At 73.5% G+C, this 19537-nt stretch carries 18 protein-coding genes; 7 read left to right on the forward strand and 11 right to left on the reverse strand.

From position 1 onward, the window contains the following. Positions 1-188: 188 nt before the first annotated feature. Positions 189-731: a DoxX family protein gene (locus ACFYZL_RS07055; RefSeq protein WP_384747077.1), complete on the forward strand. Its 543-nt coding sequence runs from the start codon at positions 189-191 to the stop codon at positions 729-731. A gap of 50 nt (positions 732-781) precedes the next feature. Here the strand turns inward: ACFYZL_RS07055 and ACFYZL_RS07060 are convergent, their stop codons facing one another. The 3 genes from ACFYZL_RS07060 to ACFYZL_RS07070 all read right to left on the reverse strand — a co-directional run bounded on the left by ACFYZL_RS07060 (position 782) and on the right by ACFYZL_RS07070 (position 3903). Then, complete coding sequence (locus ACFYZL_RS07060) at positions 782-2311, reverse strand: hypothetical protein (protein ID WP_384747075.1); 1530 nt, start codon at positions 2309-2311, stop codon at positions 782-784. A 140-nt stretch (positions 2312-2451) separates the two neighbouring features. Further along, the gene (locus ACFYZL_RS07065; protein WP_384747073.1) at positions 2452-3234 is read right to left on the reverse strand and encodes a polysaccharide deacetylase family protein; all 783 of its coding nucleotides are present in this window, start codon (positions 3232-3234) and stop codon (positions 2452-2454) included. A gap of 159 nt (positions 3235-3393) precedes the next feature. Beyond that, positions 3394-3903 carry a HEAT repeat domain-containing protein gene (locus tag ACFYZL_RS07070; protein ID WP_384747072.1) on the reverse strand — a complete coding sequence of 170 codons (510 nt, stop codon included), beginning with the start codon at positions 3901-3903 and terminating at the stop codon, positions 3394-3396. Positions 3904-4013: 110 nt separating this feature from the next. Here ACFYZL_RS07070 and ACFYZL_RS07075 point away from each other — a divergent pair, with 110 nt between their 5' ends. After that, complete coding sequence (locus tag ACFYZL_RS07075) at positions 4014-4454, forward strand: VOC family protein (protein WP_384747071.1); 441 nt, start codon at positions 4014-4016, stop codon at positions 4452-4454. A gap of 42 nt (positions 4455-4496) precedes the next feature. Here the strand turns inward: ACFYZL_RS07075 and ACFYZL_RS07080 are convergent, their stop codons facing one another. From ACFYZL_RS07080 to ACFYZL_RS07100, 5 genes are all read right to left on the reverse strand, one after another. After that, positions 4497-4922 carry a subtilase-type protease inhibitor gene (locus tag ACFYZL_RS07080; protein WP_384747069.1) on the reverse strand — a complete coding sequence of 142 codons (426 nt, stop codon included), beginning with the start codon at positions 4920-4922 and terminating at the stop codon, positions 4497-4499. 834 nt (positions 4923-5756) lie between these two features. Continuing rightward, positions 5757-6446 (reverse strand): esterase/lipase family protein, encoded by a 690-nt coding sequence (locus ACFYZL_RS07085; protein WP_384747068.1) that lies wholly within the window; start codon positions 6444-6446, stop codon positions 5757-5759. Positions 6447-6597: 151 nt separating this feature from the next. After that, positions 6598-9273: a DUF6493 family protein gene (locus tag ACFYZL_RS07090; protein WP_384747067.1), complete on the reverse strand. Its 2676-nt coding sequence runs from the start codon at positions 9271-9273 to the stop codon at positions 6598-6600. Continuing rightward, entirely contained in the window at positions 9270-10697 is a 1428-nt protein-coding gene (locus ACFYZL_RS07095; protein ID WP_388676809.1) for an SWIM zinc finger family protein, read from the reverse strand. The genes ACFYZL_RS07090 and ACFYZL_RS07095 overlap by 4 nt, the downstream gene beginning before the upstream one ends. 367 nt (positions 10698-11064) lie before the next feature. Continuing rightward, positions 11065-11976, reverse strand: a complete 912-nt coding sequence (locus ACFYZL_RS07100; protein WP_384747065.1) for an ADP-ribosylglycohydrolase family protein — start codon at positions 11974-11976, stop codon at positions 11065-11067. 277 nt (positions 11977-12253) lie between these two features. Here ACFYZL_RS07100 and ACFYZL_RS07105 point away from each other — a divergent pair, with 277 nt between their 5' ends. Beyond that, entirely contained in the window at positions 12254-12550 is a 297-nt protein-coding gene (locus ACFYZL_RS07105; RefSeq protein ID WP_384747063.1) for a hypothetical protein, read from the forward strand. On the opposite strand, the gene ACFYZL_RS07110 is transcribed toward ACFYZL_RS07105, so the two are convergent. Next, positions 12513-13763 (reverse strand): cation:proton antiporter, encoded by a 1251-nt coding sequence (locus ACFYZL_RS07110; RefSeq protein WP_384747062.1) that lies wholly within the window; start codon positions 13761-13763, stop codon positions 12513-12515. The genes ACFYZL_RS07105 and ACFYZL_RS07110 overlap by 38 nt on opposite strands. A gap of 5 nt (positions 13764-13768) precedes the next feature. Beyond that, positions 13769-14173 (reverse strand): cation:proton antiporter regulatory subunit, encoded by a 405-nt coding sequence (locus ACFYZL_RS07115; RefSeq protein ID WP_388676952.1) that lies wholly within the window; start codon positions 14171-14173, stop codon positions 13769-13771. A gap of 345 nt (positions 14174-14518) precedes the next feature. Here ACFYZL_RS07115 and ACFYZL_RS07120 point away from each other — a divergent pair, with 345 nt between their 5' ends. The 3 genes from ACFYZL_RS07120 to ACFYZL_RS07130 all read left to right on the forward strand — a co-directional run bounded on the left by ACFYZL_RS07120 (position 14519) and on the right by ACFYZL_RS07130 (position 17718). Continuing rightward, positions 14519-15478 carry a sensor histidine kinase gene (locus ACFYZL_RS07120; protein ID WP_388676814.1) on the forward strand — a complete coding sequence of 320 codons (960 nt, stop codon included), beginning with the start codon at positions 14519-14521 and terminating at the stop codon, positions 15476-15478. Then, positions 15475-16140 carry a response regulator gene (locus ACFYZL_RS07125; RefSeq protein WP_384747057.1) on the forward strand — a complete coding sequence of 222 codons (666 nt, stop codon included), beginning with the start codon at positions 15475-15477 and terminating at the stop codon, positions 16138-16140. Before ACFYZL_RS07120 ends, ACFYZL_RS07125 begins: the two co-directional genes overlap by 4 nt. A 189-nt stretch (positions 16141-16329) precedes the next feature. Beyond that, positions 16330-17718: an oxygenase MpaB family protein gene (locus ACFYZL_RS07130; RefSeq protein WP_388676818.1), complete on the forward strand. Its 1389-nt coding sequence runs from the start codon at positions 16330-16332 to the stop codon at positions 17716-17718. Between the two features lie 103 nt (positions 17719-17821). On the opposite strand, the gene ACFYZL_RS07135 is transcribed toward ACFYZL_RS07130, so the two are convergent. Beyond that, entirely contained in the window at positions 17822-18607 is a 786-nt protein-coding gene (locus tag ACFYZL_RS07135) for a hypothetical protein (RefSeq protein WP_388676821.1), read from the reverse strand. A gap of 217 nt (positions 18608-18824) precedes the next feature. On the opposite strand from ACFYZL_RS07135, the gene ACFYZL_RS07140 reads away from it, so the two are divergent. After that, complete coding sequence (locus ACFYZL_RS07140) at positions 18825-19430, forward strand: hypothetical protein (RefSeq protein WP_384747052.1); 606 nt, start codon at positions 18825-18827, stop codon at positions 19428-19430. The last annotated feature ends 107 nt before the right edge of the window (positions 19431-19537 follow it).

Genomic DNA, 19537 nt, shown 5'->3' on the forward strand with positions numbered 1-19537 from the left:
GCACCCCGCCCGGCCGCCCGGGTGGAGCGTCCCTTCCGGATCCGGCCGGTTGGGGCGTCGTTCCGGGTGCGGGCCCATCTGCGGCCGAACGGGTCGTCGAAGCGGCCCGCCGCCGTTGCGGTCCGGTCGGCGCGGGCGTGCGACGTAGGGTGGCCGTCGCTCACCGGTGCCGGAAGAACGGGACGTCCATGGTGCAAGAACAATGGGGGCGCACGATGTTCGCCACCGTGCCGGCCCCCGGCACCACCGCGACCCACGACGTCGGCCTCCTCGTGCTGCGGATCGTCGTCGGCCTCGCCATGGTCGGCCACGGCACGCAGAAACTCTTCGGATGGTTCGGCGGTCCGGGGCTCTCCGCGACCGGCAAGGGCTTCACACAGGCCGGATACCCGGCCGGCGACGCCATGGCCGTCATCGCCGGTCTCTCCGAGACCCTCGGCGGCCTCGGCCTCGCGCTCGGCCTGCTCACCCCGCTGGCCGGGGCGGCCCTGATCGGCGTCTTCGTCAACGTCCTCGACGTGCGGGGGCTGAGCGCCTTCTTCCCCCCGAAGGGCGTCGAGCTCGAAGTGCTGCTGCTCGCCGGGGCGCTCACCCTCACGCTCACCGGGCCGGGCCGCTTCTCCGTCGACCACTTCCTTCCCGTACTGCGCGAGTCGCGGCCCCGGTACTCCGTGCTCGCGGTGGCGCTGGGCGTCGTCGCGGGACTCGTCGTCCTGCTCATCCGGGACTGACGACCGGTGGGGCGCCCGTACGACGGACGCCCCATTCGTCGACCCCCGCGCTATCCGGCCTTCAGCCGGCGGCTGATCTCCTCGCTCATTCGGCGCTGGAGTTCGGCCAGTTGCTCGTTGGTGTATCCCTTCAGGTCCCCCGGGTCCCCCGGGTTCTTCGCGCCCTGCTCCTGCTGTTTCTGCTGCTCCCGGCGTTTGAGTTCCTGTTCCTCGGGCGAGCCGGGAGCCGCGTACGCGCAGCGGATGAGCGCTCCGTCGGCGGCCTTCAGGCAGGTCGCCTCACGGCCTCCCACCTGGCCCTTCCCCTCCACCCGGTACCGGATGTTCTGCTCGCTGCCGACGGTGGCCGTCCACGTGCTGCCACCCGTGGGGACGACCTCGAAGACCTGGTCGTCGTTGTAACAGCAGACGTCCCGGTATTCGGCCTTGATGAGGGCGACCAGCGCCTTCGGGGACGACCACGCGGGATCGAGGCGGTGGATGGTCATCGGCGCGAGGCCGTTGCCCTCGTGGCGGGTGGGCACCGTCGACACGGCCACGATCGAGCTGGCCTCCCCCTGCGGAGTGAGCGGGGTCACGTAGGCGCTGCGCCCGGCTCCCTCCTGGTAGCGCAGGGTGAATTCGGACTCGTTGCCCTCGTTGGCGCCGTCCTCCGAAGCGTCCCAGCCGCTGCGCTCGAACCACCAGTCGCCGAATCCGCCCACGGCTGCCGTGCCCTCCCGCTGCCGGGCCGCGAGGCTCAGGGGATAGGACGGACCGGGAACGGCCGAGGTGTCCGAGGTGATGGTGAGCTTGCCGGTGCGCCCGTTGTAGAGCGCGACGCCGGCGGGGCGTTCGGTGACGACGAGGAACCCGGTCTGGCGCTTGAGCGGGACGACCACGGTCGGCTCGCCCCCCGAGCAGGTCACGTAGGCGTCATTGGCCTCGAAGCGGACCCAGCGCTTCTCGGCCGAGATCTTCCGGCCGAGGTTGTGGGAGAACCAGCCGCTGATGCGGGCGTCGGCGGCGGACACGTCGAACTGGCAGCGCTCCTGGCTGCGGCTCTCGCCGCCGAGCGGGATGTCCTGCACGAGCCCGACCTCGTACCCGGCGAGCCAGCCGCGCCGCTCCACCAGGGTGGCGAACCTGTCCGAGTCGGGCAGGTAGGTGATGTCGGAGATCTCGCCCGTGACGTCGCCCAGGTGCGGGGCGGCCTGCGCCTTGCCGACGACGTACGGCGCCCGGGCCGTGAGCCCGGGTACGGGGTCGGTCACCACACTCGCGGTCGCCATGTACGCACGGTCCTGGAGGTACGAGCCGTACACCAGCCAGCCGACCGCGAGGGCCAGCCCGGCGAGCGCCCCCAGGCACCCGAGTGTGGCGACCGCGCTTTCCGAGCCCACGGTGTGCCCCGCGCGCCGCCTCAGCCACCGCACCACGAGCCACACCACGGCGACGCCGGCCGCGGCGAGCAGCGGCAGGGCGAACCAGGCGAAGAGCTTGCGCAGCTCCCAGACCATGATCGTCGTGTAGTACGAGGCGTACCAGAGCACGAACCCCACCGGCAGTACGACGATCCCCACACGCAATGCCCGACCCACAGCGCCCCCCGCTCCTCGGCCCCACCCCGCCTCGGTCGATTCTCTACCCCGGGACCCCGCGGTGTCACCGGGTTACGGGAGGGGCCGACAGTCCCCGGTTCGGACGGGCGGCCCTGGAGCCCTGAGCCCCGATGGGCTCCCTACCGGCCGGTGAGGGCCGGGAAGGTCATCGTGTAGCCCCGGTCGGTGAGCCAGGGCAGGTACTCCTTGAGCGCCGCGACGGTCTCGCTGCGGTCGCCGCCCCCGTCGTGGAAGAGGACGGTCGGCTGCTGGGGCAGTACGCCCTCCACGACGGAGACGATGGCCGGCAGCCCCGGCCTGCTCCAGTCCTTGGGGTCCACGCTCCAGCCCAGGGGCCGCATCCCGTTCGCGGCGGCGATCGCGCGGCTTTCGGGCGTGAAGGCACCGCCCGGCGCGCGGTAGTAGTTCACGGCGACGCCCGGGGCGGCCTTCTCGATCATGGTCTTGCCGTCGAGAATCTGCTGCTCCTGGTACGCGACCGGCTTGTGGTCCATGGTCACGTCGTGGTCGACGGTGTGATCGCACAGCCGGTGTCCGTCGGCGGCGACCGCACGCACCAGGTCCGGGTACTTCTGCGCACGGGTCCCGATCATGCAGAAGGTGGCCTTGACGTGGTTCTCCCTCAGCACCTGGAGGACCTGAGGGGTCCAGCGGGGGTCCGGACCGTCGTCGATGGTGATGGCGACGTCGTGGCCCGGTCCCTGCGCCAGCCGCGATATGCCCAGGGGTATCCGGCCGGCGCCCTCGGCGGACCCGGAGGGGTTCGAGGCGGTGGAGCGGCCCGACGAGCCGTCCGTGGCGGCGAGGGCGGGTGCGGCGACCGCCGCCACAAGGCCGAGGACGGTCGCCGCGACGACGGAAACCCTCGACCGACGGCGTGCGGAGCTGCTGGTGACGACCATGGAGGCGCTGATCCTTTGCGCTCGGCCCCCCGGCGTGCGTTACCGGTACAGGCTAGGTCAAGCAGGTACGGATCCACATCATCCGTTCGGCCCCGTACGCGGGGTCTTCGTCACATGCCGCATGCGCGTCCGGAGCGGCCGGGGCTCCGCTCGGTGCGGCTACTCGGCGGGCGTCGAGGGCCGGAGCCGCCGGGTCGTTCCGCCCTGCGCCGACTCCCGGGACTCCAGGCTCCAGCGCAGTTCGTACACGGCGTCCGCCGCCTCCCTGCGCACCTCGGGGTGGGGGTGCCGGAGGTACCGCTCGACGACCGGCAGCGACGCTCGGTCGTGAGTCGAGCCGAGGATGCCCAGGACGTACTCCAGGAGCACGCGCTCGAAGGCGTCCGCGCCGACGGCGAGGGGCTCGACCACCCGGTAGGGGAGCTCGTGGTGCACGGAGGCGGTGCAGATCGCGTGCAGCGCGGACTCCCGCACCCGGGGGCCGCCGTCGGACAGTGCGACCGTGACGAGGCGCTCGACGGTCCGCTCGACGTCGTGCTGCGTCAGGTGGCCCGTCTCCAGGACGTCGCCGATCGCGTCGAGGGAGAGGTCCCCGCTGCCCGCGGGCGCGGCGTCCAACTCCTCCCAGGCCGATTCGATCAATGCCCTCAGGTGCCCGTATCCGTCCACGGCCGGAGCATAGGAGACGGTCGTCGCCCGCCCCAAGGGACATATGACGGGGCAGGGCAACGAATACCGGCGGCCACCGCCGGACGGACGAGAAAGAAGGAGCGACCGGCATGGCGATTCAACGGATGGACAACGTCGGCATCGTCGTCGAGGACATGGATGGCGCCATCGCGTTCTTCGTGGAACTCGGCATGGAGCTGGAGGGCAGGGGGGAGGTCGAGGGCCTCTTCGCCGACCGGTGCACCGGGCTCGACGGCGTCCGTTGTGACATCGCGATGCTCCGGACCCCGGACGGTCACGGTCGACTCGAGCTGGCGGAGTACCAGAGCCCGCCGATGATCAGCGCCGGGCCGCGCAACCGGCCGCACAACATTCCGGGCACGCACCGCGTCATGTTCGCCGTCGACGACATCGAGGACACCGTTTCCCGTTTGCGCCCGCACGGCGCCGAACTCGTCGGCGAGATCGCCCGGTTCGAGGACAGCTACCTGCTCTGCTACCTCCGCGGCCCGGCGGGCATCATCGTCGGACTGGCCGAGGAACTGCGCTGAGGGAGCCCCCACGACCCCCTCGGCGCAGCCCGGCGAAGCCCGTCAGAACGCGTAGAGCGCGTTGCCGCCCAGGGTCGCGGACATCTGGCACGCGTTGGGGAAGGTGTGCTTCCACGCGATGCGGCTGCCGTGCCAGGCGCCGTCCGCCGTGACGGTGACGGGGTCGTAGTGCATGGGGCACGCCCGGTCCGGATTCGGCGCGGACAGCAGGCGGTTGAACTCTCCGCCGGTGGCGTTGAGGGCGTCGCACGCGGCCCTGGGGGCAGGGTGCGTGCCCTCCGCGGTGTAGGCGCAGCTGAGGACGGCCGCCCGCAGGACGGTGCCCGTGGCCGCGTCGTCCCCCTGGGTGATCGTGAAGACCAGGGCGGACGGGGCGTACAGGCTCGCGGGCTGGGCCTCCGCCACGCCCGTTGCGCCTGCGAGGCAGAGGACGGCGGCGGCGGAGACTGCGGCCAAGCGGTGACGCATGACAACACTCGCTTTCGATTCGAAGGTTGCGTTGCGGAGTTGAGCTTCCGTCTGACGCTCAACCGATGTCGATGCTGACAGGTGTGAAGGCCGACGGCACATCGACGGTCGAATTGCGGACAGGTAGTACGGATTCCGGATGGCGTACGGGAGTTCGTACAGGTCCCACGGCGTTGCCGGGCTCGGTGCGGTGCACGACGTGACGCGCCTTCTCGAGTTCCCGGCCTGGTGACGGGCGCGCACGGTGGGGCGGAGGGCCGTCCAGGGTGACCGGATCGGTGCGGTACCGGGCCGCTGCCGGGGCGGTACCGGGCCTGTAACGGGGCGGGAGGCCGGCTCGGCTGCTTCGGGCGCAAGTGACCCGTGCGTACTGCGCACCGGGCTGATGACGAACACGACTGTCGCGGGGTCGGCGCGGCGTGACACGTTTGACCGGTCACCGACCGAGGGAGCAGGTGCCAACACGGGCTGCGCGGCGTACCGGCGGGCCGGCGAGAGCTCTGGGTGGTCGTAAGGGCTCGGCCTGGCGTGCGGCGGTCCGCCGGCCCGCGGAGGTGACGTCGAAGCCGCCTTCGCATCTCGGCAGAGCGGCGGCGAGCAGCGGCGGGGCTGATTCCGGGCGCGTGGCGAGCGCACGGACCCCGTAGCGGGGAGTCGGCCTAGGGCCTGTCGTCAAACTCCTGTCGTCGCCCGGAGGGTGGCCCCGCGGCGTCTGGTGCGTGCTCTCGGTGCGCCGGGCGGAAGCCCGCGTACTGGACGTACTTGGGCTTTCGCCCGGTGCGGCGAGAGCGCGTGCCAGGCGTCGCGGGGCAGACGGGAGTTTGACGACAGGCCCTAGCGTGGCGCCGTGCCGGTGACGTGGTCGCGCACCTGCCGGTAGATCCCCGCGTTCTCGGTGAAGGCGGTGTGCAGCAGGCACGGGGCGTGTGTGTTGACCGCACCGGTGAGGGCGACGCTGCCGGCGGGGTTGATGATCGCGTCGCAGGAGGACCACCAGGTGGCGTACCGGGTGGGTCCGGGTGTTTCGTCGCCCGTGTTGAGCGCGCGCAGGAAGGCGGAACCCGGACGCATCTCGACGCAGGAGGCTCCGCCGCACCAACGGGCGGCCTCCGTACCGTGGTTGGGGCCGGCGAGGGAGACCCACGCGTCCACCTTCGTGTCGCCTCTCAGGTTCTTGAGGTAGTAGCGCGATGACAGGGCGCCCATGGAGTGGGTGACGACGTCCACCTTGGCGGCTCCGGTCGAGGCCAGGACACGGTCGATGACGGAGGCGAGCTGCGCGGCGGTGGTGGCGTTGGACTGGGAGGTCGGGTAGGTCCACTGGTGGAGGCGGTCGGCCGGCCAGCCGTCCGCCCGGAACCGTCCCGCCATGGTGTTCCAGGCCGTGCCGTCGCTGTTCCAGCCGTGTACGAAGACGACCGGGTCGGGCGGGGCAGGGGCTGCCGGGGCGGCTGCGGCCGGTGCGGCGCAGGCGGCCAGGGCGATCAGGACGGCGGGGAGCGAGCGGAGCATGGGCGCGTTCACGGCCCGTTTGTAGCGGCCCCGCCCACCCCGCCCGGGCCCTGATCCGCGGCCCGTCACCCGTCCGGCCGCCGGCGTTCACCCCAGGAACGTTTCGGCGGAGCCGTTCGACTCCGCCGACGGTCGCGTCAGGGCAACCGGGCCCGCCGACAGGTCAGGCGGCGGCCGACTCCCCGTTCCGGTCGAGGGCCTTGCCCAGGCGGACTGCCTGCGTGACCAGACGGGACCGGCCGCCGCGGGCCGCGGCGGCGGCGAGTCCGTCCGGGTACGGGGAGGCCACCAGGGACTGTTCGACGCACTCGGCGGCGATCTCGAGGAGCTCGCCGGTGCCGCGCGGGTCTGCCGTGCCGGTGAGCAGGGCGGGCAGGGCGGCCGCCAGCACGGCCCACGTGGTCGCGCAGGCGCCGGTCGCGGCGGCGGTGCGCAGCGAGTCGGCGAGCCGGTTGGGCTTGACCGTGTCCAGGGTCAGTTGCTCCCCCAGGTCGGTACCGAGGCGTACGGCGTCCAGTTCGCCGCGGGCGGCGAGGGCCAGGAGCGCGTCGACGGCCCTGAGCCGGTCCTCCGCGTACCGGGCGCCGAGTCCGGTGGCGACGGCGAGGTGGAGCGTCGGGCCGGCCGGGCCGCCCGCGGCCGCGAGCAGGGGCAGCACGGCGGTGCCGCCGCGACCCTCGTGGAGTGCGCAGGAGGTGATGCCCGGGAGCGACCAGGCGGCCAGGGTCTCCCGGTCCTCGGGGAGTGCGGCGACGAGGGAGGCGTCGCCGTCGCCGTCCCAGCAGCGGCCGGTCGCCGTGCGTGCCTGTCCCAGCTCCCGGAACGCCTCGGGGAAGCCGTGCAGAACGGTGGGGCGTTCCCCGGTGTCCAGGGTGAGGTGCTCCGGCCACACGTCGTAGTGGCGGGCCCTGGCGGGTGCGGTGCGCCGGGTGACGGCGGCGGGCCGGCCGTCCTCGCCGAGCCAGGCCGCGAGACGGTCCCCCTCGGGCGTGCCCAGGGCCGACGCCGCCGGGATGGCGGCAGGATCGCGGCGGGTCCGCAGCAGGGCCTGCGCGAAGTCCGCCGGGCCGGGGGTCGCGCCGAGCCGTGCGTACGCGGCGAGGCGCTCGATCAGTGTCCACGGGTCCAGGGAGCCGCTCGTGTGGGTCGGGAGCGCGAGCAGGAAGGGCAGCGGCCGGTCCGCGATGTGCCGTGCCGCTTCGGCCAGGCGGGCATGGGCGGCGACGTGGAACGCGGGGTGGTGGCAGTCGCTGCGCCAGGAGGCGAGCGGGGTCCGCGGTGCGTGGATCGGCGTCGCCGGATGTACGTCCAGGACGGCGGCGGCGACGTGTTCGATGCCGGGCAGATCATGGGTGTGGTGGCGGGACTGTGCGGGGTCGAGCCACCAGCGTCCGGCCAGTGCGGGGCGCAGCGCCGCCGCGAGGGCGGTCCGGTCCCGGTGGGCGTGCCGTACGAGGCCGTCGAGGGCGCGTTCGTACTCCTCGACGCTCGCGGAGCGGGAGTTGATCACGGCGGCGACCAGTTCCACGGTCTCCTCGACGCTCTCCGGGGCGGGTGCGAGCAGGACCTGGGCCGGGGGCGGCGGAAGGATCTCCCGGTAGGGGGCGGCATCGGCGGCCGGTGCGGCGGCCGGCCCGAGGACCTCCACGGCACGCGCCCTGTGCAGCGGACTCAGCAGATGGGCCTGGACGGCCAGTTCGGCGCGGACGTCAGGGTCGGCGACGAGATGAGCGGCGGCGAGCTTGAGGGCCCGTTCCTGGATGTCGGTGTCGGTGTGCCCGAAGGCCTCGCCGAGTACGGGGAGCAGCTCGGGGGCGGCGGCCGGATCGCGGACCAGTTCCCTTCCCAGCAGCACCAGTTGGGCGCGGACCAGCTTCTTCTCGGGGCGGAAGAGAACGGTCGAGGACATCTCGGCGAGGAGGCCGGGGGTGAGGCCGCCGGCCGCGGCGAGCCGGGCCAGGACCTGCTGGGCGTGCCCGGCGACGGCGGACGGGGCGTCAGCGGCCAGCGCGATCCAGTCCGCCGCCCGCTCCCGCTCCTCCTGCGCGGTCGGGTTCAGGGCCTGGAGGATCGCGAGGTACGGCTTGAGGTGGGGGGCCGTGCCGCCGCGCAGCAGACGGGCCGTGCACCCGTCCAGGAGGGCGGCGCGGTCGAGGAATCCCTCCTCGACGAGGGCGGCGAGCGCGGTCGGCCAGTGGTACGGGCCGGTGGGTTCGCCCAGCCAGTTGAGCGAGGCGATCGGCTCGGCGGTCTCGAAGAGGCACGGGACGAGCTGGGCGGTGTACGGGTCCTTGCGCAGGACGTCGACGAGGGGAATGCGCTGGGAGGGCAGGGAGGAGGCCCAGCCCTCCAGGCAGCCGTCGGTGGTGGGCATCGCGCACCCGGCGAGCTCGACGAGCTCGCGGATCAGCCGGTAGTCCTGCTCTGCGGTGGCCGCACGCGCGGCGAGCCGGTGGGCGAGGTCGCCGAGCAGGCGGGGCTCCCGGTCGGACAGGACGTCGAGCAGGATGCCGGTCGGGAGCGCCTGCCAGCGGCGCAGGTCGCGGGCGGCGATCCAGGAGGCGGTGGCCGCCGCGCCGGTCGAGCACGCGGCGCCCGCCACGACCAGGCCCCGGCTCGCCAGGTCCCGCGCCCGCCAGTTGTCCCAGCCCTGGGCGCGCAGGTCGGCGCGCAGTGCCTTCAACTCGGCGAGCAGCTCGCGGCGCTGCTGCCGGTCCAGGGGCCGAAGCAGTCCGGGCAGGGCGTTGACGCGTCCGGCCCGTACGGCGGCGAGTATCTCCGGAGCGGGAGCATCCGGCTGCGGAGCGGGTGCGGTGGTCTGGTGGGCGGTGGCGTTCATCGTGCGGCTCCGGCAGGGGTGGTGGTCGCGTCGGTGGGGTGCGTGGCGGTGGGGTGCGTGGCCGCTCGGCGGGCCATGCGGGTGGCGAGGGCGTGCTTGCAGGGGCCCCGGCGGCCCCGGTAGTCGGCCCACCACTGGCAGGTGCAGCTGAGGGCGCCGCCGGTCGCACGGACCTGGTAGCGGCGTTCCCCGGAGGCGACGACCGCGGTGCCCGCGGCGGCGTCCAGGGTGACCGCGCCCGCCGCCAGCAGGGCCCGGGCGGCGACCAGGCGCGGGTTGTGGCGTTCCGCGCGGCGGGCGTCATAGGGCAGTTCGCGGTGGAAGTAGGCGGCTTCGGCGAGGTCGTAGCCGACGCGGCCGGCCGTACCGAGGTGCGTGAGGGCGGCCCGTACGCGCTCGACGGGAAGCCCGGACTGATCCGCGAGGTCGGCCGGGTCGATGCGCGGCTCCCAGGCGAGCAGCACGGATATCAGGTCGGCGTCCTCGGCCGCCGTGTCGGTGGCGAGGGCTTCCAATACGCCACCCTCGCCGGAGAATCCTCGGTCGGGCTCCGGGGAGAGGGTGAGGGTGAGTCGCATGCCGGGCAGGCCGACTTCCCAGGCGGAGGACGTGGGCGCCGCCCCGTCGGGCACGGGGCCGTACACGCGCAGGCCGGTGGCGTTGCGCAGGACCCGCTGGAGGGCGGCGAGTCGGTCCGGGCCGGGCAGGCAGACCGCACCTGGCACGGGGCGGGTGGTGGGGCGCAGCGTACGGCCCGCGGGCACCACCCACAGGGCGGCGCCGGCGGCGCTCCCGCCCGCCGGGCTGCGCGGGAGCGAGCGCAGGAAGCGTACGGCCTCGGCGGCGGTGAGTTCGGCTCGCAGGTCGAAGCCGGTGGTGATGGCCTGGGATTCGGCGAAGCCGCGCAGCCAGCGGTCGGGCAGCGGGACCTTCTTCTCGACGACCGGGCCCTCCAGGGTGGTGACGGTCAGCTCGTCGGGGCCGACGCGCAGGTGCAGCGGGTCGTCGCCGGTCAGCCGGGACAGGGCCTCGCGCAGCGGGTTGTTGACGTCGACGTTGGTGGTGCCGTGGCCGGTGTCGGCGCCGCCCAGTCCTTCGGGGAGCACGTCGAGCCGGGCGTACACCCCGCAGCACCCGGAGAAGGACTCGAAGCGCAGCCGGTCGCCGTTGCCCGTGACGACCGGGTCGAGGGAGGCCCGCAGGGTCCGCCGGTAGTAGCGGGCGGCGGCCACGTCGGCGACCGCGAGCAGGGCGCGGGCGGCGGCCTGAGGGCTGTTCAGGAACCCTGCGAAGAACTGGGGGTGGGCCTCGGCGCCGGCCGGCGTCAAGCCGCCCGCGGTCTCCAGGCCGAGGATCCGTCCCGTCCCTGCGGTGGTCAGCGAGGATGAGCCCGCGTAGGCGAAGGTGTGTGCGGTTCGCGTCATGTTCGGAACGCTAAGCGGGACCACTGACAACGGCGTTCCGCCCGCGCGATCCTCAGCGATGCCGGGTGAGCGCGCGGTCTGGCGGCGACCGCCTGAGGGAACGTCAGGCGACGCATGGGTGCGTGCCGATGACCCTGGTGGCGGAATTCTTCCGCGCGGTGGACCCCTTCGGCCTCGCCGAGCCTGGGCGGACGCACGGAGGTGCGCCGGCGCGCGGTCCGGCGGGCGGGCAGTCGGGCAGGGCCGGGCCCGGAGCCCCGATCCGCACGCATCCGAGCCGGCCGTGGTGACCGGGGCCGGGGTCGGGCCGGGGTCGGGCCGGGCCGGGGCCGGGCCACGGTGCGCCGCCCGCACCGGGCGGGGTTTCCTAACCGTACGCGGCCACGGGCAGCGGCTCGCGGGCCGCGTGCCAGGCGGGCGGGAGGGCCGCGACGCCCGTACGGGCGGCGATGACCCCGCCCGCGATGGCGCACGTGGTGTCGATGTCCCCGCGCCCGGCGACGGTGGACCACAGGCCCTCGTGCAGGTCGTCGAGGTGGGTCGCCGCGCACCACAGTGCGTAGGGCACGGTGTCGGGCCCGGACATCCGATAGCCGGAGCCCAGTACCTCCGCTGCGTGCCGGACCGAGGTCTGCTCCGGCATCCGGGCCGCGATCCGCAGCCCGGACCGGACGTCGCCGACGGGGAGCCGTTCGGCGACGGCCCGCAGGAAGTCCGGCCGCGTCGGGACCGTCCCGCCCCGGCTGCGGGTGGCCAGCGCCGCGGCCACGGCGACCGCCACCGCCCCGGCGACGGCTTCGGGGTGGTGGTGCGAGACCTCGCTCTGTCCGGCGGCCTGCTCGGCGACCGCGTCGAGGTCTTCGGCGAGCCAAGCGCCGAGCGGGGCCACCCGCATGGCAGCGCCGTTGCCCCAGGAGCCCTGGCCGCCGAACTGTCCGGCGACCACCTCCCGCCAGGCTTCGCCCGCGCCGATCCGGCGGAGCACGTCGTGCATCGAGGCTCCGTAGCCCCGGTGGGTGTCGTCCGCGTAGGCCTCGGCCAGCCGCAGGGCGAAGCGGTCCTGGTCGACGGTCCCGCCGCCCTCGGCGAGTTCGCGGACGAGCACGAGCGCCTGGGCGGTGTCGTCGCTCCACTGCCACAGGGGCTCGGGGGGCAGGATCCGCGCCTCCAGGGCTGCCGTGCCCTCGCGGCGGAGGATGCCGAACCAGCGGTCGCCGAAGGCATCGCCGAAGGCGAGTCCGGCCAACGAGTCCAGCGCGGCGGGGGGTGGCTTGATCATCGCCCCAGTATCACAACGCACCCGCGCACCCGGCACTTCGATTTCGGGGCGAGGGGCACTCTGCCGTGCCGGGGTGTCGTGAAGATGGGTGCCGCCCCCGATGTAGCGGGCGCGGCCGCCGGGTAATGGTGGAGTCGGGAGCACCTTGCGTTCGGGACACGCAGGGGGCGCGCCCGCTCACGTCGGCAGCCGCGAGCGCAACCGCGCCGATGCCGACCCCGACCGCGCCGGACCCCGCATCCCCGTCCTCGCCCGACCGATGAACGGAGGCAAGGCCATGACGGAATCCGACGACGAGCGGCTCACCGACCTCGGGGCCGTGCCGAGGTCCGACGATCCCCGCTTCACCCGCGGGCATCGACAAGTCCTGCCCTGGGTGGCCCTGTTGCCCGCCCTGGCCGCCATCGTCACCGGGGCGGTGGTGCCCCACGGGATGCTGCTGGCGGCCGGCCTCGTCATGGCCGCGCTCGCCGTGGACCTCTTCGACCCCACCCGACCGCGCCGTTGGCCGACGCGGTCGGAACGACGCCGGAGACTCACGCGCGACCGGCCGGATCCTGGGCCGGGTCCGTGAGCTCCTCCGGTGATACCGGCTGGGACGGCACGCCGGTCAGGGCGCGGGCCGGCCTGGCCCGGCGCCCCGCGACCCAGGCGGCCGCCGGTTCGGTGAAACGTGCGGTGAGCGGGCCGATCACCACGAGGATCAGGACGTACGCGGTGGCGAGCGGACCCATGGCGGGCTCGATGCCGGCGGTGACCGCGAGGCCCGCGATGACGATGGAGAACTCGCCGCGGGCGACCAGTGTGCCACCGGCCCGCCAGCGCCCCTTGACCCCGATTCCGGCGCGCTTCGCGGCCCAGTAACCGGTCGCGATCTTCGTACCGGCGGTGACCACGGCCAGGGCGAACGCGGGCAGCAGGACCGGCGGGATGCTCGCCGGGTCGGTGTGCAGGCCGAAGAAGACGAAGAACACGGCCGCGAACAGGTCCCGCAGCGGGCTGAGCAGGGTGTGGGTGCCCTCGGCGACCTCGCCGGAGAGCGCGATCCCGACGAGGAACGCGCCGACGGCCGCGGAGACTTGCAGTTGCTGGGCTATGCCCGCCACCAGCAGGGTCAGGCCGAGGACCACGAGGAGGAGCTTCTCCGGGTCGTCGCTGGAGACGAAGCGGGAGATGTGGCGTCCGAAGCGGACCGCGACGAACAGGACCGCCCCGGCCACGCCGAGGGCGATGGCCAGTGTCGCGCTGCCCGCGGCCAGGCTCACGCCGGCGAGGAGGGCGGTGATGATCGGAAGGTAGACGGCCATCGCGAGGTCTTCGAGGACCAGGATGCTGAGGATGACCGGGGTTTCGCGGTTGCCGACCCGGCCCAGGTCGCCCATGACCTTGGCGATGACTCCCGAGGAGGAGATCCAGGTGACTCCGGCCAGCACGACCGCGGCGACCGGGCCCCAGCCCATGAGCAGGGCGGCGACGGCGCCGGGGACCGCGTTGAGCCCGAAGTCGACCAACCCGGCCGGGTACTGGGTCTTGAGGTTGGAGACCAGATCCGACGCGGTGTACTCCAGGCCCAGCATGAGCAGCAGCAGGATGACGCCGATCTCCGCGCCGATCGCGACGAACTCCTCGCTCGCGCCCATGGGCAGCAGTCCGCCGGTGCCGAAGGCCAGCCCGGCCAGGAGGTAGAGAGGGATCGGGGAGAACTTCAGGCGGCCGGCGACCCGGCCGAGCAGGCCCAGGCCGAGGATGATCGCGCCGAACTCGATGAGGAAGACAGCGGAATGCACGGGCGTCACTCCCGTCCGAGTATGGACGCGGCGGCGTCGACGCCCTCGCGGGTGCCGATCACGATGAGGGTGTCCCCGCCCGCGAGGCGGAAGTCCGGCGCGGGCGAAGGCCGGGCCTCCGCGCGGCGCAGTACGGCCACGATCGACACACCGGTCTCCGTACGCATCCGGGTCTCCCCCAGCAGCCGGCCGTTCCACCACGAGTGGGCGGAGAGCTCGATCCGCTCGGCCACCAGGCCGAGATCGGTGGTGTGCAGGACGTTCGGGCTGTGGTGGGCCGGCATCAGCGCGTCGATCAGCGAGGCCGTCTCGGCGCCCGTCAGGTGCAGCGACTGGGCGCAGGCGTCGGGGTCGTCGGCCCGGTAGAGGTTCACGGTCCGGGTGCCGTCGCGGTGCGCGACCACCGACAGGTGGCGGTGTTAGCGGGTGGTGAGGTCGTACTGGACCCCGATGCCGGGCAGTGGTGTGGTGCTCATCCGTGGAGCAGGCACAGCTGTCCCCCCTCGTGTTCGTTCCGTACGTGATGCCGGTGCGGCGGGCGCTCGATCCCGGGCAGGAGAAGCCGCTCGGCGGGGTCATCGTGCCACTTTCCGCGTGCCGGAAATATGGGTGTCGGCACGGATGGACAGTGGCCTTCCGGCAGCATGAGGATGGGAGCGGAGAAGTGGGCTCCGTCGCAGTTCAGAGGGGATGGGGACGCGGTGGCGGCAGGGCCGTGGCGGATGCCGGGAGACCGGTCGGAAAGGCGTGTGGCCGTGTCGTTGTACTGGCGGATCTTCCTCCTGAACGCGGGCGTCATCGCGATCGCGGTGGCCTTGCTGCTGGGTCCGGTCACCGTCTCCACGCCGGTGCGGTTCGGCGAGGCGATCGTCCTGCTCGCGGGGTTGGCCGCGATGCTGGTCACCAACGCGGTCCTCCTCAGGGTCGGTCTGGCCCCGCTCGCCCGGCTGAATCGGGCCATGGCCACCGCCGACCTCCTCAAACCCGGAACCCGTCCGGCCGTCACGGGGGGCGGTGAGATCGCCGCGCTCACCCGGTCCTTCAACGCCATGCTCGACCGCCTCGAAGCGGAGCGGGCCACCAGCAGCGGCCGGGTCCTGACCGCCCTCGAGGCCGAGCGCAAACGCATCGCCCAGGAACTGCACGACGAGGTCGGCCAGACCCTCACCGCCGTCCTCCTGCAGATCAAGCACGCCGCCGACCGCGCCCCGGAACCCGTACGCAGCGACCTCCACCAGGCGCAGGAGACCACCCGCGCCAGCCTGGACGAGATCCGCCGCATCGCCCGCCGTCTGCGTCCCGGGGTCCTGGAGGAGCTCGGCCTGCACAGCGCCCTGCGCTCCCTGGCCGCCGAGTTCACCACGGCGCGCCTGGGCGTCACCGCCCACATCACCCCGGGGCTCCCCCACTTGGACCCCGCCGCCGAACTCGTCCTCTACCGGGTCGCGCAGGAGGGCCTGACCAACGCCGCCCGCCATTCGGGCGCCACCCGCGTCGAGGTACACCTGCGTCCCCTGCCGGGCGGGGGCACCGGGCTGCTCGTCCACGACAACGGACACGGCCTGAGGGACGCTCCCGAGGGCGCCGGCATCCAGGGGATGCGCGAACGCGCCCTGCTCATCGGGGCAGAACTCCTCGTCGGGCCCGGGCCGCACGGCGGCACCGAGGTCCGCCTCGATATCCACGACACCGACATCCCGGGGGCAACACCATGAGTCAGCCGGACGCCGGACCCGCCCGGATCCTCCTCGCCGACGACCACACGCTCGTACGCCGCGGCGTACGGCTCATCCTCGACGCAGAACCGGACCTGACCGTGGTCGCCGAGGCGGCCGACGGGGCGGAGGCCGTCGCCCAGGCCCGCGGCCTGGACCTCGACCTCGCCGTCCTCGACATCGCCATGCCCCGCCGGACCGGCCTCCAGGCCGCCCGCGAACTCGCCCGTATCCGGCCGGACCTGCGGATCCTGATGCTGACCATGTACGACAACGAGCAGTACTTCTTCGAGGCGCTGCGCGCCGGCGCCTCCGGCTACGTCCTGAAGTCCGTCGCCGACCGCGATCTCGTCGAAGCCTGCCGGGCCGCGCTGCGCGACGAACCCTTCATCTACCCCGGTGCGGAGACCACCCTCATCCGCAGCTACCTCGACCGCGCGCGGAGCGGCGGCCCGCTGCCGGAGCGGGCCATCACCGAACGCGAGGAGGAGATCCTCAAACTGGTCGCCGAGGGCCACAGCTCGAAGGAGATCGGCGATCTCCTCGTCATCAGCCCCAAGACGGTCGAGCGCCACCGTGCGAACCTGCTGCAGAAACTCGGCCTGCGCGACCGCCTCGAACTCACGCGCTACGCCATCCGGGCCGGCCTGATCGAGCCGTAGCCATCCCATCATCACGGCGTGCGCACGTCCGCACGTAACCGGGCGGTGCGGTCGCCGATCGTCCAGTTGTGGGCGGTCGGGCGTTCGGGGTGACGCACGTCAGAGTGGAGGCGGGGGCTCGGGTGGGACGGGCGGGGGGTGGGGGCGTTGTACGGGGTGTCGGTGTCCCCGTGAGAAAAGGAAGCTCCTGTGACCTCTGTGGCCTTACCCGCTGTCGAGACCCTGCTGCGGCGGACCCTCGGCGAGCGGCGCATGGGGCTCGTGGCGTGGCGGTTGCTCGTGTTGCAGATCGCCCATCCCGTCGTCGCCGCCGGCATGGACCGGTACTCGACCTACCGCGCCCACCCCTGGCGGCGGATCGAGCACACCATGGAGAGCGGCAGCCGGCTGTTCTTCGCCGGGCCCGAGGAGCGGCGCCTGGAAGTGGCCCGTCTCCAGAGGACGCACCGGCGCATCAACGGGACCGACGCGGCCGGGCGGGCGTTCAGCGCCGAGGATCCCGAGGTCCGCGGCTGGGTGATGGTGACGCTGTACGAGTCCATGACCGCCATGCGCGAGCTGTCCGGTGATCCGCTGTCGAACGCCGAACGCGACGCCCTGTACACGGAGTTCCTGGACGTGTGCGCCGCCCTGGGGATTCCGGGCGAGGTCCTGCCCGCGGGCGCGGCCGAGGTCCCGGCGTACGTCGAGCGGATGGTGCGGGAGGTCCTGGAGTACGGGCCCGAGGTCCGCGACATGCTGTACGGCATGCTCCGCCAGGCCCCCGTCCCGCGCCGGCTCGGGCGGCTGGCACCCGCGTGGCCGCTGCTGCGCGTGGTGATCGCCCGTGCGCTGGCCTCCCTCACGGTGAGCGATCTGCCGCCGGCCTGGCACGAGAGGTTCGGGACGTCGCGCGGGCCCGGGGGCGCGGCGCTGTCGTGGACGCTTCACCACGGGCTGCGCCACGTCATGAACCTGGCTCCCGACCGGGTGCGCTACCGCCGCCGGTCCGTGAGCGGTGCGCCCGCGCGGGTGGTGGTGCCGAGGGCCCGGACCGGCGGCGATTCGCGTCCGGCCCGGCTGGAGGCGTTCTTCCGGCAGGTGTTGGACCAGACCGGCAACGGCCGCGTCGACTCCGCGGACCTGCAGGCGATGGTGCACGCCATGTGCTGGCGGCTCGAACTGCCCGCCGAGCGGGAGGACGAGATCTACGCCGCGTTCGAGGGCTGGTGGCGGCAGCTCCGGGAGGCGGCCGACACCGACGGCGACGGGGGCGTGGACTGCCGCGAGTTCGTGTCCGCGATGCTGGCCGGGGTGGACCGTGACCCGGCGTACCTGGAGAAGGGCCTCGTACCGGCGGTGCGGGCCCTGTTCCGTGCCGCGGATGGCGACGGCAGCGGCTGCCTGGGGGTGGACGAGTACCGGAAGCTGTTCGGGGGACCCCGGGTGCACCCGGCCGAACTCAACGACGGGTTCAGGCAGCTGGACTCGGACGGGGACGGGCAGGTCGAGGAAGCGGAGTTCGTCGCCGCGTTCTGCGACTTCTTCACCTCCCGAGCCGACAGCACCGCCGCGGCGGGCCTGCTCGGACGGGCCTGAACCGCCGGCCACGGGCCGGGTCCGCGCCCTCGCGCGGCCCCGGCCCGGGTGGCGGGCGGACCGCTCCACGGCGCTCGGCGTGACGGCGTGGGGTCCGACGGTTTCAGGTGCGCCGGTCGGAAGCGTTCCGGAAGCCGAGCGTGGTCCTGGCGGCCGAGTCCAGGTCCTGGACTCCGGACTGCAGGAACGTTCCGAGGGTGGTCGCGTCGCTCCAGGCGCAGATGGACATGGCGGGGTTGTTCTCGTAGTGCCCGCAGGCCAGACGGCCGCCGAGCGGGCCGGCAGGGTACTCCGCGGGGTCGCTGCTCCGGGCTCCGGCGAAGAAGTTCCGGAACTCCTGCGTGATCGAGTCCCTGCGCTTCTCCGCGGCCAGCTTCTGCGACCACTGGGTGGTGTCGATGTGGAGGACGCCGTCGGCGCGACCGTCGGCGTCCCGGTCGTAGTACCAGGTGCGACCACGGGGAAGGCGCGCGGCCTCCGCCTCGCGGTAGGAGGCCGTCTCCTCCTCGCTCATCAGCCGGAAGCCGTCCAGGGCGTCGGGCGGTGTGATCGTGCGCGGAGCGGCCGGGGCGGCGGCTTCCGCCGGGCGGTCGGCGGCCGCGGCGGTCTCCGCGGCGCGCGGCTCCGGCTGGTACCGGAGTACGCCACCCACCACCGCGGCCGCCCCGAGCACGCCGAGGACGATCAGGACGGTGCGACGTCGGCGGGCGCGCAGCGCCGCGGTGTGCCCGCCGACGGCCACGCCAGGGGGCGGGGTGGCGGCCCGCCGCCATGAGGCGGTGGCGAACCAGAGGACGAGCATCAGCACGGCGACGCCGAAGACGAAGCCCACTGCCCTCCCGCTCTGGTACGCCTCGGAGGTGGTGTCGATGGCAAGGTGGATCATCACCGGCGCATCGTACGCATGTCCGGTATTCGCTCGGCGGCCGGTCCGGGCCGAGCGTGGCACAGTGGGCCGCTCGGCGCACCGGTGTGCCACGGGTCCCGGATGTGGCGCGTGCCGCGTACGGTCGGGTGGTGGGTCGCGGCTCGCCGTCACGGATGTCCGGCCCGCCTGGTTGGAGACCGGTCCTGCCCTTCGATGCCGCCGGAACAGGAGCGCCCCGATGCGCCTTTACGCCCAGACTCGCGCACGTCGTTGCCGGCAGATGCTCGCCGATCTCATCGCGGTGCTCCTGATCGCGGCCGCCGTGTGGTTCGCGTTGGCCGTCCGGGACGGGATCATGCTGCTGGCCGAGCCGGGGCGGAAGGTGGAGGACGCGGGCGACAGCCTCGCCTCCGGCCTCGGCCATGCCGGGGACGCTGCCTCGAACGTTCCGCTGGTCGGGGGCGTCCTCAAGAAGCCCCTCCAGTCCGCCGCCGAGGCCGGCAACGGGCTCTCCGATGCCGGGCAGACCATGCAGGACGTCGTGGGCCGTGTCGCCGACCTCACCGCATTCGCCCTCATCGTCACCTCGGTGCTGTTCGTGTTGGCACTGTGGCTTCCCCCACGGGTGCGCTGGATCCGGCGCAGCGCTCTGGTCCGAGGTCTCCTCGACGCCCCGGGTGGTGCCGACCTGCTCGCCCTGCGCGCCCTGACCGGGCCCGTGAAGGCCCTCGCGACGGTCCCCGTTCCGCCGGGGGGACTCGCCGACGCCTGGCGCCGGGGGGACGCGTACGTCATCGACGACTTGTCGCGGGTGGCACTCAGGCAGGCCGGGCTGCGCCCCTGACCACCGGTTCCACGCCGGGCCGCGCTCGACCACGGCCCGGCGGAGGTCGGCTCGCCTCCGGGGCCGGTGTCAGCAGGTCGAGTGGAACAGCCCGCCGACCCGTCGGC

This window comes from Streptomyces sp. NPDC001717 (assembly GCF_042892775.1).
Taxonomy (GTDB): domain Bacteria; phylum Actinomycetota; class Actinomycetes; order Streptomycetales; family Streptomycetaceae; genus Streptomyces.

What these genes read in the sequence shown, in the direction of transcription:
- ACFYZL_RS07055 (WP_384747077.1), top strand. Translation starts at nt 189, where the DNA reads ATGGTGCAAGAACAATGGGGGCGCACGATGTTCGCCACCGTGCCGGCC.
- ACFYZL_RS07065 (WP_384747073.1), bottom strand. Translation starts at nt 3,234, where the DNA reads ATGGTCGTCACCAGCAGCTCCGCACGCCGTCGGTCGAGGGTTTCCGTC.
- ACFYZL_RS07075 (WP_384747071.1), top strand. Translation starts at nt 4,014, where the DNA reads ATGGCGATTCAACGGATGGACAACGTCGGCATCGTCGTCGAGGACATG.
- ACFYZL_RS07080 (WP_384747069.1), bottom strand. Translation starts at nt 4,922, where the DNA reads ATGCGTCACCGCTTGGCCGCAGTCTCCGCCGCCGCCGTCCTCTGCCTC.
- ACFYZL_RS07090 (WP_384747067.1), bottom strand. Translation starts at nt 9,273, where the DNA reads ATGAACGCCACCGCCCACCAGACCACCGCACCCGCTCCGCAGCCGGAT.
- ACFYZL_RS07095 (WP_388676809.1), bottom strand. Translation starts at nt 10,697, where the DNA reads ATGACGCGAACCGCACACACCTTCGCCTACGCGGGCTCATCCTCGCTG.
- ACFYZL_RS07100 (WP_384747065.1), bottom strand. Translation starts at nt 11,976, where the DNA reads ATGATCAAGCCACCCCCCGCCGCGCTGGACTCGTTGGCCGGACTCGCC.
- ACFYZL_RS07105 (WP_384747063.1), top strand. Translation starts at nt 12,254, where the DNA reads ATGACGGAATCCGACGACGAGCGGCTCACCGACCTCGGGGCCGTGCCG.
- ACFYZL_RS07125 (WP_384747057.1), top strand. Translation starts at nt 15,475, where the DNA reads ATGAGTCAGCCGGACGCCGGACCCGCCCGGATCCTCCTCGCCGACGAC.
- ACFYZL_RS07140 (WP_384747052.1), top strand. Translation starts at nt 18,825, where the DNA reads ATGCGCCTTTACGCCCAGACTCGCGCACGTCGTTGCCGGCAGATGCTC.